The organism is Streptomyces chilikensis, assembly GCF_001642695.1.
Taxonomy (GTDB): Bacteria; Actinomycetota; Actinomycetes; order Streptomycetales; family Streptomycetaceae; genus Streptomyces; species Streptomyces chilikensis.
Genome location: NZ_LWCC02000005.1, coordinates 1,815,237 through 1,829,458, shown reverse-complemented (window position 1 = coordinate 1,829,458; position 14,222 = coordinate 1,815,237). Strand labels below are relative to the sequence as shown.

General features: G+C 72.3%; 13 protein-coding genes and 2 pseudogenes. 8 read left to right on the top strand and 7 right to left on the bottom strand.

All coding sequences use genetic code 11. The features are described from left to right. Positions 1 to 266 precede the first annotated feature (266 nt). Entirely contained in the window at positions 267 to 575 is a 309-nt protein-coding gene (gene groES, locus A2U95_RS08100; protein ID WP_166021515.1) for a co-chaperone GroES, read from the top strand. Positions 576 to 760: 185 nt separating this feature from the next. Continuing rightward, positions 761 to 2,392, top strand: coding sequence for a chaperonin GroEL (gene groL / locus A2U95_RS08095; RefSeq protein ID WP_166021514.1), 1,632 nt, complete (start codon positions 761 to 763; stop codon positions 2,390 to 2,392). Between the two features lie 65 nt (positions 2,393 to 2,457). On the opposite strand, the gene A2U95_RS08090 is transcribed toward groL, so the two are convergent. The 3 genes from A2U95_RS08090 to A2U95_RS08080 all read right to left on the bottom strand — a co-directional run bounded on the left by A2U95_RS08090 (position 2,458) and on the right by A2U95_RS08080 (position 5,310). Beyond that, entirely contained in the window at positions 2,458 to 2,814 is a 357-nt protein-coding gene (locus A2U95_RS08090) for a hypothetical protein (RefSeq protein ID WP_166021513.1), read from the bottom strand. 556 nt (positions 2,815 to 3,370) lie between these two features. Next, positions 3,371 to 4,273, bottom strand: a complete 903-nt coding sequence (locus A2U95_RS08085) for an NAD(+)/NADH kinase (protein ID WP_166021512.1) — start codon at positions 4,271 to 4,273, stop codon at positions 3,371 to 3,373. Then, the gene (locus tag A2U95_RS08080; protein ID WP_166021511.1) at positions 4,270 to 5,310 is read right to left on the bottom strand and encodes an SPFH domain-containing protein; all 1,041 of its coding nucleotides are present in this window, start codon (positions 5,308 to 5,310) and stop codon (positions 4,270 to 4,272) included. Before A2U95_RS08080 ends, A2U95_RS08085 begins: the two co-directional genes overlap by 4 nt. Positions 5,311 to 5,492: 182 nt before the next feature. Here A2U95_RS08080 and A2U95_RS32560 point away from each other — a divergent pair. After that, positions 5,493 to 5,786, top strand: a pseudogene (locus tag A2U95_RS32560) (FAD-dependent oxidoreductase); the annotation flags it as partial. A 245-nt stretch (positions 5,787 to 6,031) separates the two neighbouring features. Here A2U95_RS32560 and A2U95_RS08070 read toward each other — a convergent pair. The 3 genes from A2U95_RS08070 to A2U95_RS08060 all read right to left on the bottom strand — a co-directional run bounded on the left by A2U95_RS08070 (position 6,032) and on the right by A2U95_RS08060 (position 7,892). Next, complete coding sequence (locus A2U95_RS08070; protein WP_166021510.1) at positions 6,032 to 6,262, bottom strand: DUF6243 family protein; 231 nt, start codon at positions 6,260 to 6,262, stop codon at positions 6,032 to 6,034. 121 nt (positions 6,263 to 6,383) lie between these two features. After that, positions 6,384 to 7,160, bottom strand: a complete 777-nt coding sequence (locus tag A2U95_RS08065) for an SDR family NAD(P)-dependent oxidoreductase (protein WP_166021509.1) — start codon at positions 7,158 to 7,160, stop codon at positions 6,384 to 6,386. A gap of 63 nt (positions 7,161 to 7,223) precedes the next feature. Continuing rightward, complete coding sequence (locus A2U95_RS08060) at positions 7,224 to 7,892, bottom strand: MOSC domain-containing protein (RefSeq protein ID WP_166021508.1); 669 nt, start codon at positions 7,890 to 7,892, stop codon at positions 7,224 to 7,226. Between the two features lie 94 nt (positions 7,893 to 7,986). Between A2U95_RS08060 and A2U95_RS08055 the strand changes: the two genes are divergently transcribed. After that, positions 7,987 to 8,898 carry a LysR family transcriptional regulator gene (locus A2U95_RS08055; RefSeq protein ID WP_166024941.1) on the top strand — a complete coding sequence of 304 codons (912 nt, stop codon included), beginning with the start codon at positions 7,987 to 7,989 and terminating at the stop codon, positions 8,896 to 8,898. A 121-nt stretch (positions 8,899 to 9,019) separates the two neighbouring features. Here the strand turns inward: A2U95_RS08055 and A2U95_RS08050 are convergent. After that, a pseudogene (locus A2U95_RS08050) lies at positions 9,020 to 9,331 on the bottom strand (WhiB family transcriptional regulator); the annotation flags it as partial. Positions 9,332 to 9,734: 403 nt separating this feature from the next. Here A2U95_RS08050 and A2U95_RS08045 point away from each other — a divergent pair. From A2U95_RS08045 to A2U95_RS08030, 4 genes are all read left to right on the top strand, one after another. Further along, positions 9,735 to 10,346 (top strand): response regulator transcription factor, encoded by a 612-nt coding sequence (locus A2U95_RS08045; protein WP_003948568.1) that lies wholly within the window; start codon positions 9,735 to 9,737, stop codon positions 10,344 to 10,346. Positions 10,347 to 10,639: 293 nt separating this feature from the next. After that, a complete protein-coding gene (locus A2U95_RS08040) occupies positions 10,640 to 11,215 on the top strand; it encodes a sigma-70 family RNA polymerase sigma factor (protein ID WP_108954763.1) in 576 nt (191 codons plus the stop codon). A gap of 224 nt (positions 11,216 to 11,439) precedes the next feature. Next, positions 11,440 to 12,945 carry an IMP dehydrogenase gene (guaB, locus tag A2U95_RS08035; protein ID WP_166021507.1) on the top strand — a complete coding sequence of 502 codons (1,506 nt, stop codon included), beginning with the start codon at positions 11,440 to 11,442 and terminating at the stop codon, positions 12,943 to 12,945. 115 nt (positions 12,946 to 13,060) lie between these two features. Further along, a complete protein-coding gene (locus A2U95_RS08030) occupies positions 13,061 to 14,185 on the top strand; it encodes a GuaB3 family IMP dehydrogenase-related protein (protein WP_166021506.1) in 1,125 nt (374 codons plus the stop codon). Positions 14,186 to 14,222 lie beyond the last annotated feature (37 nt).

Here is a 14,222-nt window from a genome sequence, read left to right as displayed (position 1 = left end):
CGCCGCGGGCCGGCCGCCGTGGGCCGGCCGCACGGGCGCGGGCGGGCCCGGGCCGCCGGACGCGCGGGGCGGATTCACGCAACCCGCCGAGAAATTGGCACTCCGCTTGACCGAGTGCTAACCCCGGTCATAGTCTCAGCCTTGGCACTCGCCCCAGGTGAGTGCCAACAAGCGACGGGCAGGTCCGGCACCCGCGACGACGGATCCACCTGGTCGCCACCTCAGACAGTCAACCCCGTGAGATCTCCGAAGGGGGAGGTCGGATCGTGACGACCGCCAGCACCAAGGTTGCCATCAAGCCGCTCGAGGACCGCATCGTGGTCCAGCCGCTGGACGCCGAGCAGACCACGGCCTCTGGCCTGGTCATTCCGGACACCGCCAAGGAGAAGCCCCAGGAGGGCGTCATCCTGGCCGTGGGCCCGGGTCGCTTCGAGAACGGCGAGCGCCTGCCGCTCGACGTCAAGGTCGGCGACATCGTGCTCTACAGCAAGTACGGCGGCACCGAGGTGAAGTACAACGGCGAGGAGTACCTCGTCCTCTCGTCCCGCGACGTCCTCGCGGTCATCGAGAAGTAATTCACCTCGCTTCGCCGAAGCCTGCTTCGCCGAAGCGCCGCTTCTCCCAAGAAGCACGTCGAGCTGCGCCCCGGGCCCCCGCGCCATAAGCCGGGCGCCGGGGCGCAGTTCGCTTTTACAGACTTTCGTACCGCTCTGACACACGGCGATACACCGCATTCTCCCGAGAGGGCTGAACCGCTCCCATGGCGAAGATCCTGAAGTTCGACGAGGACGCCCGTCGCGCCCTCGAGCGCGGCGTCAACAAGCTGGCCGACACGGTCAAGGTGACGATCGGCCCCAAGGGCCGCAACGTCGTCATCGACAAGAAGTTCGGCGCCCCGACCATCACCAACGACGGCGTCACCATCGCCCGCGAGGTGGAGATCGAGGACCCGTACGAGAACCTCGGCGCCCAGCTGGTGAAGGAGGTCGCGACCAAGACCAACGACATCGCCGGTGACGGTACGACCACCGCGACCGTGCTCGCCCAGGCCCTGGTCCGCGAGGGTCTGCGCAACGTCGCCGCCGGCGCCTCCCCGGCCGCCCTGAAGAAGGGCATCGACGCCGCGGTCAAGGCCGTGTCCGAGGACCTCCTCGCCACCGCCCGTCCGATCGACGAGAAGTCGGACATCGCCGCCGTCGCCGCCCTGTCCGCCCAGGACAAGCAGGTCGGCGAGCTCATCGCCGAGGCGATGGACAAGGTCGGCAAGGACGGCGTCATCACCGTCGAGGAGTCCAACACCTTCGGCCTGGAGCTCGACTTCACCGAGGGCATGGCCTTCGACAAGGGCTACCTGTCCCCGTACTTCGTGACGGACCAGGAGCGCATGGAGGCCGTCCTCGAGGACCCGTACATCCTCATCAACCAGGGCAAGATCTCCTCCATCCAGGACCTCCTGCCGCTGCTCGAGAAGATCATCCAGGCCAACGCCTCGAAGCCGCTGCTGATCATCGCCGAGGACGTCGAGGGCGAGGCCCTGTCGACCCTGGTGGTCAACAAGATCCGCGGCACGTTCAACGCCGTCGCGGTCAAGGCCCCCGGCTTCGGCGACCGCCGCAAGGCGATGCTGCAGGACATGGCCGTCCTCACCGGCGCCCAGGTCATCGCCGAGGAGGTCGGCCTCAAGCTCGACCAGGTCGGCCTCGAGGTGCTCGGCTCCGCCCGCCGCGTGACCGTCACCAAGGACGACACCACCATCGTCGACGGCGCCGGCTCCTCCGAGGACGTCCAGGGCCGCGTCGCCCAGATCAAGGCCGAGATCGACGCCACGGACTCCGACTGGGACCGCGAGAAGCTCCAGGAGCGCCTCGCCAAGCTGGCCGGCGGCGTGTGCGTGATCAAGGTCGGCGCCGCCACCGAGGTGGAGCTGAAGGAGAAGAAGCACCGTCTGGAGGACGCCATCTCCGCGACCCGCGCCGCGGTCGAGGAGGGCATCGTCTCCGGTGGTGGCTCCGCGCTGGTCCACGCCGCCAAGGTCCTCGAGGGCAACCTCGACAAGACCGGCGACGAGGCCACCGGTGTCGCCGTGGTCCGCAACGCGGTCGTCGAGCCGCTGCGCTGGATCGCCGAGAACGCGGGCCTCGAGGGCTACGTGATCGTCTCCAAGGTCAAGGAGATGGACAAGGGCCAGGGCTACAACGCCGCGTCCGGCGAGTACGGCGACCTGGTCAAGGCCGGCGTCATCGACCCGGTCAAGGTCACCCGCTCCGCCCTGGAGAACGCCGCCTCCATCGCCTCCCTGCTCCTCACGACCGAGACCCTGGTCGTCGAGAAGAAGGAAGAGGAGGAGCCGGCCGCCGGTGGTCACGGCCACAGCCACGGCCACGCCCACTGAGCCTCCCCGCTCGCACCTCACCGAGGCCCGGCCTCCCGCTTCCCGCGGGGCGCCGGGCCTCGGCGTCATCCGTCACCGTCCCTCACCCCGCCGGCGGCCGCCTCCTCCGGCGACGGGCGTCCCGCCTCCGCGAGCGCGTCGAGGCAGCCCGGGCAGAGGGACTCGTCCTGGGTGGGCCGGGCCATCACGGGGTGGTCGTGGCGGGCGCCCTCGCACTCCCGGAGCGGCTGCCACGACGGGGCGCCCAGCGGGGGCGGGGGCGCGGTCGAGCGGGAGGCGGCGGGCAGCGGCGGCACGTCGGTCAGCAGGTAGCGCAGGAGACCGCCGGGCCTGCGGACGGGGGCTCCGTCGGAGCGAGCCGGGTGAAGGCGTGCGTGGGCGCGATAAAGTCGCGGCAGATCACCGTGGAGCCCTACTTCCACTCGTGGTTCAGGCCCTCGTGGACGGGTGCAACCGTCCCGGGGGCCGTTCGTGTGCGCCAACCGGCGCCCCAACGGGGCGGGTTGACGAGACGACGCTACTGCGCGGAACGTAGTCGACTCGAGGCGCAGGGTGAAAAAGGCCCTCCGCGGGTACTTCTCCACCGTTGATTCACCCGCGGGTGTCACGCCATGTCGGTGTCGGCGGACTGCCCGCCCGGGTGATCCGTGCCGGGGCCCCTCGCCGGCGCCGCTGGGTGCGGAATCGCTGTTGCGGTGCACGGATCCGCGGCACGGTTCGGGCCCGCTCCCCATCCTGACCCCGGAGCGACCCGAAGTTGCTCGGTGCGACTGGTGGCAAGCAGGTGCACGGCGGGTCCACGGGAGGTGCGGGGGACACGGCCGGGAGATGGCGATCACCGAGCTGGACCGCCGGAACATCGGCGTGAGCCGCAAGGCGCGGGGGAGGCGGTGGGTGGCCGCCGCGGCGCCGGTCGAGTCCGTTCGAGCAGCCGCACCGTGCGCTCCCGCAACACGCCCCGCCACGGTCCGCCCGCCCTCACACCAGCCGCAGGCGGTCCGCGCAGACGCCGACGCGGATGGTCTGGCCCCAGGTCAGGTCGAGGGCGTCGTCCTCCATGCCGTCGCCGAAGGCGACCAGGTGCTCGGACTCGACGGTGAGGGAGAGGCGGGTACGGGCGGCCAGTTCGCCGGCGACCAGGGAGGTGCCCGTGCCGGGCGAGGGCCAGGCCTCCCGGACGTACCAGAGGAGGCGGTCCTCGGCCGGGCCGGGCAGGGGGAGACGGCCGGGCTCCGGGCGTTCCTGCCACACGGAGCGGATCCAGCCCGTCGCGCCGGTGCCGGTGCCGATCAGGACGCCCGAGGAGGCCTGCGACTCCGCGGGGGCCGAGCGCCCGTCGAGGGCCAGGCGGTAGCGGGCGGTGCGGTGTCCGGGGGCGCCCAGGTAGATCTCGTTGAGGGCGGTCAGCCGCTGGGTGTCGTCCGCGACCGCCTCGACCATGGTGAGCTCGTCGGCCCGGGCGGCGGGCAGCGCCGCGTGCGGGAGGAGCCGCCGGGCGGCGGCGGGCCGGTGCCGGACCAGGACGCCCGGGTTGCGGCCCGGATCGGTGTCGATGCCGACCACCGGCTGTCCCGAGAGGTACTTGGCGACGTTGGCGACCAGCCCGTCCTGGCCGACCACGACCACCACGTCCTCGGGTGCGAACAGGAACCGGTCCACGTCACGCCGCTCCACCCGCGCCTGCCGCCAGGTCAGCGGCACCGCCGCGGCCACCTCGGCCAGCGCGCGCCGGGTCCGCGCGTGCCGCTCGGCGACCTCGTCGATGCTCCGGCCGCGGGAGGCGAGGAAGAAGGCGGCCTGGCCGTGGGTGCCGTGCCGGGCCACCAGCTCCTCGTACTCGGTGGCCCGGTGCACCAGCACGGCGCGCGGCGCGAGACTCATGCCGAGGCCCCGCCGGCACCGGTCGCCGCGCCGGTCCCCGTGCCCGGGCCGGCCAGCTTGGCCAGCAGGCCGGTGAGGACGTCGGGCGAGACGGTGAGACTGGCGATGTCCGGCACGTGCTGGGCGAGCTGCATGCCCGTCAGTGCCCGCAGCGTGCCCGCGTCCACCTCGGCGTGCACCCGCAGCCAGGCGGCCTGCGCCTCGGCCCTGGCCGCGCCGGTCTCCCGTTCCGCCTGCGCCTGGGCCTGCGCCAGCCGCACCGTGCGCGCCGCCTCGGCCTCGGCCCGCACCGCGTCGGCGGCGGCCTGCTCCTCCGCCTGGCGCCGCGCGTTGGTGCCGTGCTGGTCGACCAGCTGCTCCTCGCGCCGGGCCAGCTCGATCTTGCTGGCCAGCTCGTTCTCGGCGATGGTCCGCTCCCGCTCCACCGCCACCGCGCGCCGCTCGTAGGTGGCCCGGTCCGCCTCCTGCTGGATCCGCTCCCGCGCCGGGGTGCGCAGCGCCCGCTCCACCTCGGGCTCCGGCCGCAGCGCCACCACCCGCACGGTGACGATCTCGATGCCGGTCGCCGGCAGCCGCGGCTCGGCGGCCAGCCCGGCCGCGACCCTCTCCCGCACCAGCCCCACCCCGTCCGCCAGGGCCCCCTCCAGCGGGGTCCGGGCCAGTACGTCGAGCACGTGCTGCTGCGCCGACTCGGTGAGCAGCGTGGAGAGCTGCTCCAGTGGCGCGCCCCGCCAGACGCCGGTGTCCGGGTCGATGGAGAAGTCCAGCCGCTCGGCGGCGACGGCGGGGTCGCCGATCCGGTAGGTGACGGTGGCCTGCACCGTCACGTCCTGGAAGTCGGCCGTGCGGGCGTGGAAGGTCATGGCCAGTTCGCGGTCGTCCACCGGGACCTCGGACAGCGCGGCGGTCAGCGACCGGTACCAGAAGCTGATGCCGGGCCCCTCGTGCGCGAGCCGGCCCGAGCGGTGGTGCCGGATGTGCGCGGTGGGCGTTCCGCGCAGGTGGCGCATGCCGAAGCGCTTGATGATGTCAGCCATGAGGGCCTCCCGGGCATCTGTTTTCGTCTCTTTGACGATATTGCGTCCACCTCTTTTCGTCAACCGGACGAGAAGACTGGGGGCTGTATCGATGGATGCCTGCGTTGACGGATGTCGAATCGACGTGACAGGCCGGGTGGCGTCAAGGGATCGACGTTCATCGATGCAAGCCAGGAGAAGTCATGACCGAGCAGCAGCCGCCCGTCGTCGTCATCGGGGCCGGCCCCGTGGGCCTGGCCGCAGCCGCGCACCTGGCCGGACGGGGGCTCACCCCGCTGGTGCTGGAGCCGGAGCGGATGGCGGGAGCGGCGGTGCGGGAGTGGGCGCACGTGCGGCTCTTCTCCCCCTGGAGCGAACTGGTCGACGCCGAGGCCGAGAAGCTCCTCGCCCCGCCCGGCTGGACCCGCCCCCACCCGGCCGCCTGCCCCACCGGCGGCGAGTGGGCCGAGCGGTACCTGCAGCCGCTGGCCGACGTTCCGAACAGGCCGGCGGCTGCTGCGGTGCGGCTGAGACGGTCCCGCGTGCGCTCCCCGCGGGACGATCCCTCCCGCGCGCGGCGGGGCGACGCCGGGAACGCCGGGCGGGAGGCCGCGCACGCCACGTCGCCCGGGCATCCGCGGGACAGGCGCGGCAGGCCCCGGGCGTGCTCCCCGGCGTCCCGGCGTCCCCGCCGAATGACGATGGCCGCCTCCCGGAGGAGACGGCCACGGTGCTGTGCGGCTCAGCCCTGCGCGACGCCGCCGTCCGTCTGCGCGTCGTCCGCCGACGCGCCGTCCGCCGGCGCGACGGCGCCCTGCGTGCGCTCGCGCATCCTGCGGAGCAGTTCCTGCTTCTGCTCGGCGGCCGTCCGCCGGCTGTCGGAGCCGGCGGTGACGGAGTCCTTACGGTCGGAGCGGGACAGCTTCTTGCGCTGTCCGCCGACGCCGAGCATGTCGTTGCGTCGGTTGGCCATGGGAGTCCCCTCGGTGAGTGGTGGGCCGGAACACTGCTGGGTCATGACGCCCACCGGTGTCGGAGCTGCCCCGGCTGCCCGTAGCCTAGCCGCCCGGGCCCGGGGCCACCCGGTCAATTTCTCAGCGGTCCGGGCCGTACTTCCGGCCCGCCGCCGTGGAGACGCCGCCGATCAGGTTCCGCGGAACCAGCTTGCTCAGGCCCAGCAGCGCCTTGTAGCGCGGGTCCGGGATGGAGAGGGTCCTGCCGCGGGAGAAGTCGGCGAGGGCCGCGGTGACGACCTTGTCCGCGTCCAGCCACATCCAGCCGGGGATGTTGTCCGTGCCCATGCCCGCCCGCTGGTGGAACTCGGTGCGCACGAAGCCCGGGCACAGGGCCATCAGGCGGACGCCGTCCGCGGCCACCTCACGGGCCACGCCCTGGGAGAACTGCACGACCCACGCCTTGGACGCGCCGTAGGTGCCCCGCGGGACGAAGGCCGCGACCGAGGCGACGTTGATCACGCCGCCGCGCCGCCGCTCCCGCATCCCCTCGACCGCCGCGGAGGTCAGGCGCAGCACCGCCTCGCAGTGGACCTTGAGCATGCGCAGCTCGTCGGCGACCGGGACCTCCAGGTAGCGGCCCTTGTTGCCGAAGCCCGCGTTGTTGACCAGCAGGTCCACGGAGTGACGGCGGTCGGACAGGCGGGCGGCCACCGCGTCGATGCCCTCGTCGGTGGCGAGGTCCGCGGTGAGCACCTCGGCCTCGATGCCGTGCCGGTCGTGCAGTTCGGTGGCCTGCGTGCGCAGCCGCTCGGTGTCCCTGGCCACCAGCACCAGGTTGTGCCCCAGGGCGGCCAGTCGTCGTGCGAAGGCGGCGCCCAGGCCGGCCGTGGAACCCGTGATCAGAGCCGTAGTCATGGGGGTCAGGTTATGCAGCCCGTGGCGCGTGGGGGAGGTGGGGCGGCCGGTGGGGAAGTGGCGTCAGGACGAACGAGGGGCGGCGTACTTGTGGACGGTCGCGCGTTCCTCCGCCGGGAGGTCGTCGCCCGCCTCCAGAAGGCGGGGCAGCAGCCCGCGGTCCAGGGTCAGGGCGCGGAAGCTGAGGGCGATGGTGATGTCGTGGTCCGGACGGCGGACGACCTCGATCGCGTCGCCGGCCCGGATCTCGCCGGGGGTGACCACCCGGAAGTAGGCGCCGGGCACGCCCTTGGCGGTGAAGCGCTTCACCCACTGCGGCTCGCCCATGTGGCCCTGGAAGGTGCCGCACGGGATGCGCGGCGAGGTGACCTGGAGGACCACCTCGGGCCCGACGCGCCACCGCTCGCCGACGCGGGCGCCGGAGACGTCGATGCCGGAGGTGGTGAGGTTCTCGCCGAAGACGCCGTTGCGCAGTGGCCGGCCGAGCTCGCGCTCCCACTCGTCCAGGTCCTCGCGGGCGAAGGCGTAGACCGCCTGGTCGTCGCCGCCGTGGTGGCGGGTGTGGCAGACCGCGTCGCCGGTCACGCCGCTGGCCCCGGTTCCCTTGGGGCCGGGGGCGAAGACCCGGACGGGTCCGTCCACCGGACGCTTGTCGATGCCGGTGAGGCCGTCGCGCTGAGCGGTGTAGGGCACGACCGCGGCGGTACCGAGATTGAGCGAGAGCACCTTCATACGCGGCACCGTAGCGCCGCCGTCGTCAAAGGGGCAGTGGGTTTCTCCCGTTCAGGTACAAGGCGGACTTATGGACTGACTTATGCTGGGCAGGGTGATCGAGGCCCGTCATCTCCGTGTCCTGCGCGCCGTCGCCGCCACCGGTTCCTTCTCCGCGGCGGCGCGTGAGCTGGGATGCACCCAGCCGGCCGTCAGCCAGCAGATGAAGGCGCTGGAGTCCTCGGCGGGCACGCCGCTGATCGTCCGCGCCGGGCGCGGCATGCGGCTCACCCAGGCCGGTGAGGCGCTGGTGCGGCACGCCGCGGGCATCCTCGCCGGGCTGACCGCCGCGGAGGAGGAGGTCGCCGCGATCGCCGGGCTCCGGGCCGGCCGGGTCCGGCTGGTGTCGTTCCCGAGCGGCAGCTCCACGCTGGTGCCCACGGCGCTGGCCGCGCTGCGCGCCGAGCACCCCGGCACCCAGGTGTCGCTGGAGGAGGCCGAGCCGCCGCGTTCGGTGGAGATGCTCCGCGCCGGTGACTGCGACGTGGCGCTGGCCTTCCGTTACGGCGGCGCGGCGGGTTCCGCGGAGTCGGAGGAGTGGGCCGACCTGGTGGTGCGGCCGCTGCTGAGCGACCGGCTGGTGGGACTGGTGCCCGAGGGGCACCGCCTGGCGTCCGCCGAGTCGGTCGGGATCGGGGAGCTGGCCGGGGAACCGTGGATCGCGGGCTGTCCGCGGTGCCGCGGGCAGCTGGTGCGGGTGTGCGCGGAGGCCGGGTTCACGCCGCGGATCGACTTCGCGACGGACGACTACCCGGCGGTGGTCGGGCTGGTCGGCGCCGGGCTCGGGGTGGCCGTGCTGCCCCGCCTGGCGGTGGAGTCGGTGCGCGGGCGGGGCGTTCGCGAGGTCCGCGTGGAGCCGGCGGTACGGCGCGAGATCGTCGCCCTCACCCTCACCGACCTCGAACAGGTTCCCGCCGTCGCGGCCACGCTCCGCCGGCTCGAGAGCGCGGCTGCCGCCCGCGTCTGAGGCCCGGACGCTCACCGGAGAAACGTTTATCCGTCGGCTATCCGCCGTCGCCGTCCGCGCCGTCCGTCCCGTCGGCGCCGTGCGTGCCGGGCACGCCGTGCGTCCGGGGCCCCTCGTCGCGGTGGCCGCCCCGGTCCGGCACGGGTACCAGGCGGTGCCGTGCCCGCCCCATCAGTTCCTCGCGTTCGTCCTCGGTGAGGCCGCCCCACACCCCGTAGGGCTCGCGAACCGCCAGGGCGTGGGCCGCGCACTCCGCCCGGACCGGGCACCGCATGCACACCTCCTTGGCCGAGTTCTCGCGGGCGCTGCGCGCCGCCCCGCGTTCACCCTCCGGATGGAAGAACAGCGAACTGTCGACCCCTCGGCAGGCGGCGTGGAGCTGCCAGTCCCACAGATCGGCGTTAGGGCCGGGAAGGCGGGAGAAATCAGCCATGGCGTGTCCCCTTGGTGCTGGTTGCCGGTTCGGCGACCGCGTACCCGCGATCAATGAAGATCTACGAACGATCTAAGGAGATGAAAATATGACTCATTGCGAATCTAGTCACAGACACCAGCGAAAAGGAAGAAATGGGACCAATCGGGTCAGAGTCCATGGGGAAAGCCTGTGTACATGCTGTGAGTCACCGTGTGGTGATGACCCCCTCACGTAGAGTGTCGAAGGCGGCCTTTCTCCCCGTAACTCTTTCGAGTGACCGTCGTTGAGAGGGCGAGGCGGTCGACGGAACAAGCGCTCGGACGGATGCTCCGAGAGGCCCGCGAAGGATCGACCGCACAGGTGACGATTTCGTACCAGCCTGGAGGCTCAAGGTGACGCGCATCAGCTGCGGAGGGCGGTCATGACTTCCGTCCTCGTCTGCGACGACTCCCCGCTTGCCCGAGAGGCGCTCCGCCGCGCGGTCGCGACCGTGCCCGGCGTCGAGCGTGTGACGACGGCGGCCAACGGCGAGGAAGTCCTCCGCCGCTGGGGCGCCGACCGTTCGGACCTCATTCTCATGGATGTCCGCATGCCGGGCCTGGGCGGTGTCGAGACGGTCCGCCGCCTCCTCTCCGCCGACCCCGGGGCGCGCATCATCATGCTCACCGTCGCCGAGGACCTGGACGGCGTGGCGCTCGCCGTCGCCGCCGGCGCCCGCGGCTACCTGCACAAGGACGCCTCCCGGGCCGAACTGCGCGCCACGGTGACGCAGGCCCTGGCCGACCCGACGTGGCGGCTGGCGCCGCGCCGTCTGCGCTCCGCGGAGATGGGCGCCGCGCCCACGCTCACGGCCCGCGAGATCCAGGTCCTGGAAGGCATGAGCCACGGGCGTTCCAACGCGGAGATCGGCCGTGAGCTGTTCCTCTCCGAGGACACGGTCAAGACCCACGCCCGCCGGCTCTTCAAGAAACTCGGCGCCTCGGACCGGGCGCACGCGGTGGCGCTCGGTTTCCGGTGGGGCCTGGTCCGGTAGGACCCGTTCACGGGTCGCCTCGGTGGCCGCGTCAGGGCGGGGTGCCGGAGGGATCTCCGGAGGACCCCGCCTGCCGCACCTGTGACGGAGACGTCAGAACCTCCCGACGGGTGCCCGATGCTCGTTTCGCCGCGGATGCCGCATCCTTGAGATGTGGAGTTCACGGGGACGAGTCGGTCCAGCGGAAGGGGAGGGCGCAGGAGATGAGTGCCGGCGCACCTGCTCATAACGCTTCGGTGCACAACCAGGGGCACGGCGGACCCGTCTCGCGGGCTCCAGGGCACCATGGAGCGATGCGCGACGACGAGACGACGGTGATCGGTGCCCTCGTCCATCGTGCCGTCGACGGGGACGAACAGGCGACGCACGACCTGCTGGCCCGGGTGCATCCGCTGGCACTGCGGTACTGCCGCACCCGGCTGTCCCGGCTCCCCGGCGACGCCCGCCACTTCGTGGAGGACCTGGCGCAGGAGGTCTGCGTGGCGGTCCTGCTGGCCCTTCCCCGCTACCGGGACACCGGCCGGCCCTTCGAGGCCTTCGTCTGCGCCATCGCCGCGCACAAGGTCGCCGACCTGCAGCGCGCCGCGATGCGCCACCCCGGTTCCACGGCGGTGCCCTCCGACGAGATGCCCGAGCGGCCCGACGACTCGCTCGGCCCCGAGGAGCGGGCGCTGCTCAGCAGTGACGCGGAGTGGGCGAAGAAGCTGCTCGCCAACCTCCCGGAGAACCAGCGCGAACTGCTGCTCCTCCGTATCGCCGTCGGCCTCACGGCGGAGGAAACCGGCCAGATGTTGGGAATGTCACCCGGTGCGGTGCGGGTCGCCCAGCACCGTGCGCTGAGCCGTCTGAGGGCGCTCGCCGAGCAGTGACCGTCACTGCGCGCGACGGAGGGAACGGCGATTCCCGGCCACACGGCCGCCCCTGCGTCAGGGAGGACGCCTCCCCGTGTCCCGCCCCGGTCTCCGGTCACACCCGGTAACCGAACGCGGAGCCGGTGCGTCACCCGCCGCGCCCACGAATGGTGGAATGCCGGGCCGCCGGATCCCGTTAGCATGGACATCCGCACCGATCAAGGCCGTCTGGGGAAGGTGTCATGACTGCAAACGTCGACGGAGTGCCCGCCAAGTTCGCGACACTCGGGCTGACCTACGACGACGTGTTGCTGCTGCCGGGAGCGTCCGACGTCCTCCCCAACGCGGTCGACACCTCGACCCGGATCTCCCGGAACATCAAGGTGAACATCCCGCTGCTCTCGGCGGCGATGGACAAGGTGACCGAGTCCAGGATGGCCATCGCCATGGCCCGCCAGGGCGGCGTCGGCGTGCTGCACCGCAACCTGTCGATCGAGGACCAGGTCAACCAGGTCGACCTGGTGAAGCGGTCCGAGTCGGGCATGGTCACCGACCCGATCACCGTGCACCCCGAGGCCACCCTCGCCGAGGCGGACGCGCTCTGCGCCAAGTTCCGCATCAGCGGCGTCCCGGTCACCGACCCGGCGGGCAAGCTGCTGGGCATCGTCACCAACCGCGACATGGCCTTCGAGTCCGACCGCAACCGCAAGGTGCACGAGGTCATGACGCCGATGCCGCTGGTCACCGGCAAGGTCGGCATCTCCGGCACCGACGCCGTCGAGCTGCTGCGCAAGCACAAGATCGAGAAGCTTCCGCTGGTCGACGACGCGGGCGTCCTCAAGGGCCTCATCACGGTCAAGGACTTCGTCAAGGCCGAGCAGTACCCCAACGCCGCCAAGGACGCCGAGGGCCGGCTGCTCGTCGGCGCCGCCGTGGGCGCGAGCCCCGAGGCGCTGGAGCGCGCCCAGGCGCTGGCCGCCGCGGGCGTCGACTTCCTGATCGTGGACACCTCCCACGGCCACAACAGCAACGCCCTGTCCTGGATGGCCAAGATCAAGTCCGCGGTGGACGTGGACGTGATCGGCGGCAACGTCGCCACCCGTGACGGCGCGCAGGCGATCATCGACGCCGGCGCCGACGGCGTGAAGGTGGGCGTCGGCCCCGGCTCCATCTGCACCACCCGCGTGGTCGCCGGCATCGGCGTCCCGCAGGTCAGCGCCATCTACGAGGCGTCCCTCGCCGCCCGCGCGGCCGGTGTGCCGGTGATCGGCGACGGCGGCCTGCAGTACTCCGGCGACATCGGCAAGGCGCTGGCGGCCGGCGCGGACAGCGTGATGCTGGGCAGCCTGCTGGCCGGCTGCGAGGAGTCCCCCGGCGAGCTGCAGTTCATCAACGGCAAGCAGTTCAAGTCCTACCGCGGCATGGGCTCGCTCGGCGCGATGCAGTCCCGCGGCCAGGGCAAGTCGTACTCCAAGGACCGCTACTTCCAGGCCGAGGTCAGCTCCGACGAGAAGCTCGTCCCGGAGGGCATCGAGGGCCAGGTCCCCTACCGCGGCCCGCTCTCCAACGTGCTGCACCAGCTCGTCGGCGGCCTGCGCCAGACCATGGGCTACGTGGGCGCGGCGACCATCGAGGAGATGGAGTCCAAGGGCCGGTTCGTCCGGATCACCTCGGCGGGCCTCAAGGAGAGCCACCCGCACGACATCCAGATGACGGTCGAGGCGCCGAACTACAGCGGCCAGCTGTAACGGGAAGCACGGAATCTTTCGTTGGAGGGCGGTCCCGCCGAGTGCGGGGCCGCCCTCTTCATGGGCGTCGGCGATACTGGATGACGCCTGACAAGCAGAGGGAAAGGCCACAGACGTGACTGAGATCGAGATCGGGCGCGGCAAGCGCGGCCGCCGGGCGTACGCCTTCGACGACATCGCCGTCGTCCCGAGCCGCCGTACGCGGGACCCGCAGGAGGTCTCGATCGCCTGGCAGATCGACGCCTACCGCTTCGAGCTGCCGTTCCTGGCGGCGCCGATGGACTCGGTCGTCTCCCCGGCCACCGCCATCCGCATCGGCGAGATGGGCGGCCTCGGCGTCCTCAACCTCGAGGGCCTGTGGACCCGCTACGAGGACCCGCAGCCGCTGCTGGACGAGATCGCCGAGCTGCCGGCCGAGGCGGCCACCCGCCGCCTCCAGGAGGTCTACGCGGCGCCGATCAAGGAGGAGCTGATCGGGCAGCGCATCAAGGAGGTGCGCGACGCCGGTGTGGTCACCGCCGCCGCCCTCTCCCCGCAGCGCACCGCGGAGTTCTCCAAGACCGTCGTGGACGCCGGCGTCGACATCTTCGTGATCCGCGGCACCACGGTGTCCGCGGAGCACGTGTCCTCCTCGCACGAGCCGCTCAACCTGAAGCAGTTCATCTACGAGCTGGACGTGCCGGTGATCGTGGGCGGCTGCGCCACCTACACCGCGGCGCTGCACCTGATGCGCACCGGCGCGGCGGGCGTCCTGGTCGGCTTCGGCGGCGGCGCCGCGCACACCACCCGCAACGTGCTGGGCATCCAGGTGCCGATGGCCACCGCGGTCGCCGACGTGGCGGCGGCGCGCCGGGACTACATGGACGAGTCCGGCGGCCGGTACGTCCACGTGATCGCCGACGGCGGCGTGGGCTGGTCCGGCGACCTGCCGAAGGCGATCGCCTGCGGCGCGGACTCCGTGATGATCGGCTCCCCGCTGGCGCGCGCCACCGACGCGCCGGGCAAGGGCCACCACTGGGGCATGGAGGCGGTCAACGCCGAGCTGCCGCGCGGCAAGAAGGTCGCGCTGGGCACGGTCGGCACGCTGGAGGAGATCCTCACGGGCCCCTCGCACACGCCGGACGGGTCGATGAACTTCTTCGGCGCGCTCAAGCGGGCGATGGCCACGACGGGCTACAGCGAACTCAAGGAGTTCCAGCGCGTCGAGGTGACGGTCGCGGACTCCCAGCACCGCCGCTGACCGCACCGCACCGCACACGCACGAGGGCCCGCCCACC

What these genes read in the sequence shown, in the direction of transcription:
- groL (WP_166021514.1), top strand. Translation starts at nt 761, where the DNA reads ATGGCGAAGATCCTGAAGTTCGACGAGGACGCCCGTCGCGCCCTCGAG.
- A2U95_RS08085 (WP_166021512.1), bottom strand. Translation starts at nt 4,273, where the DNA reads ATGAGTCTCGCGCCGCGCGCCGTGCTGGTGCACCGGGCCACCGAGTAC.
- A2U95_RS08080 (WP_166021511.1), bottom strand. Translation starts at nt 5,310, where the DNA reads ATGGCTGACATCATCAAGCGCTTCGGCATGCGCCACCTGCGCGGAACG.
- A2U95_RS08070 (WP_166021510.1), bottom strand. Translation starts at nt 6,262, where the DNA reads ATGGCCAACCGACGCAACGACATGCTCGGCGTCGGCGGACAGCGCAAG.
- A2U95_RS08065 (WP_166021509.1), bottom strand. Translation starts at nt 7,160, where the DNA reads ATGACTACGGCTCTGATCACGGGTTCCACGGCCGGCCTGGGCGCCGCC.
- A2U95_RS08060 (WP_166021508.1), bottom strand. Translation starts at nt 7,892, where the DNA reads ATGAAGGTGCTCTCGCTCAATCTCGGTACCGCCGCGGTCGTGCCCTAC.
- A2U95_RS08045 (WP_003948568.1), top strand. Translation starts at nt 9,735, where the DNA reads ATGACTTCCGTCCTCGTCTGCGACGACTCCCCGCTTGCCCGAGAGGCG.
- A2U95_RS08040 (WP_108954763.1), top strand. Translation starts at nt 10,640, where the DNA reads ATGCGCGACGACGAGACGACGGTGATCGGTGCCCTCGTCCATCGTGCC.
- guaB (WP_166021507.1), top strand. Translation starts at nt 11,440, where the DNA reads ATGACTGCAAACGTCGACGGAGTGCCCGCCAAGTTCGCGACACTCGGG.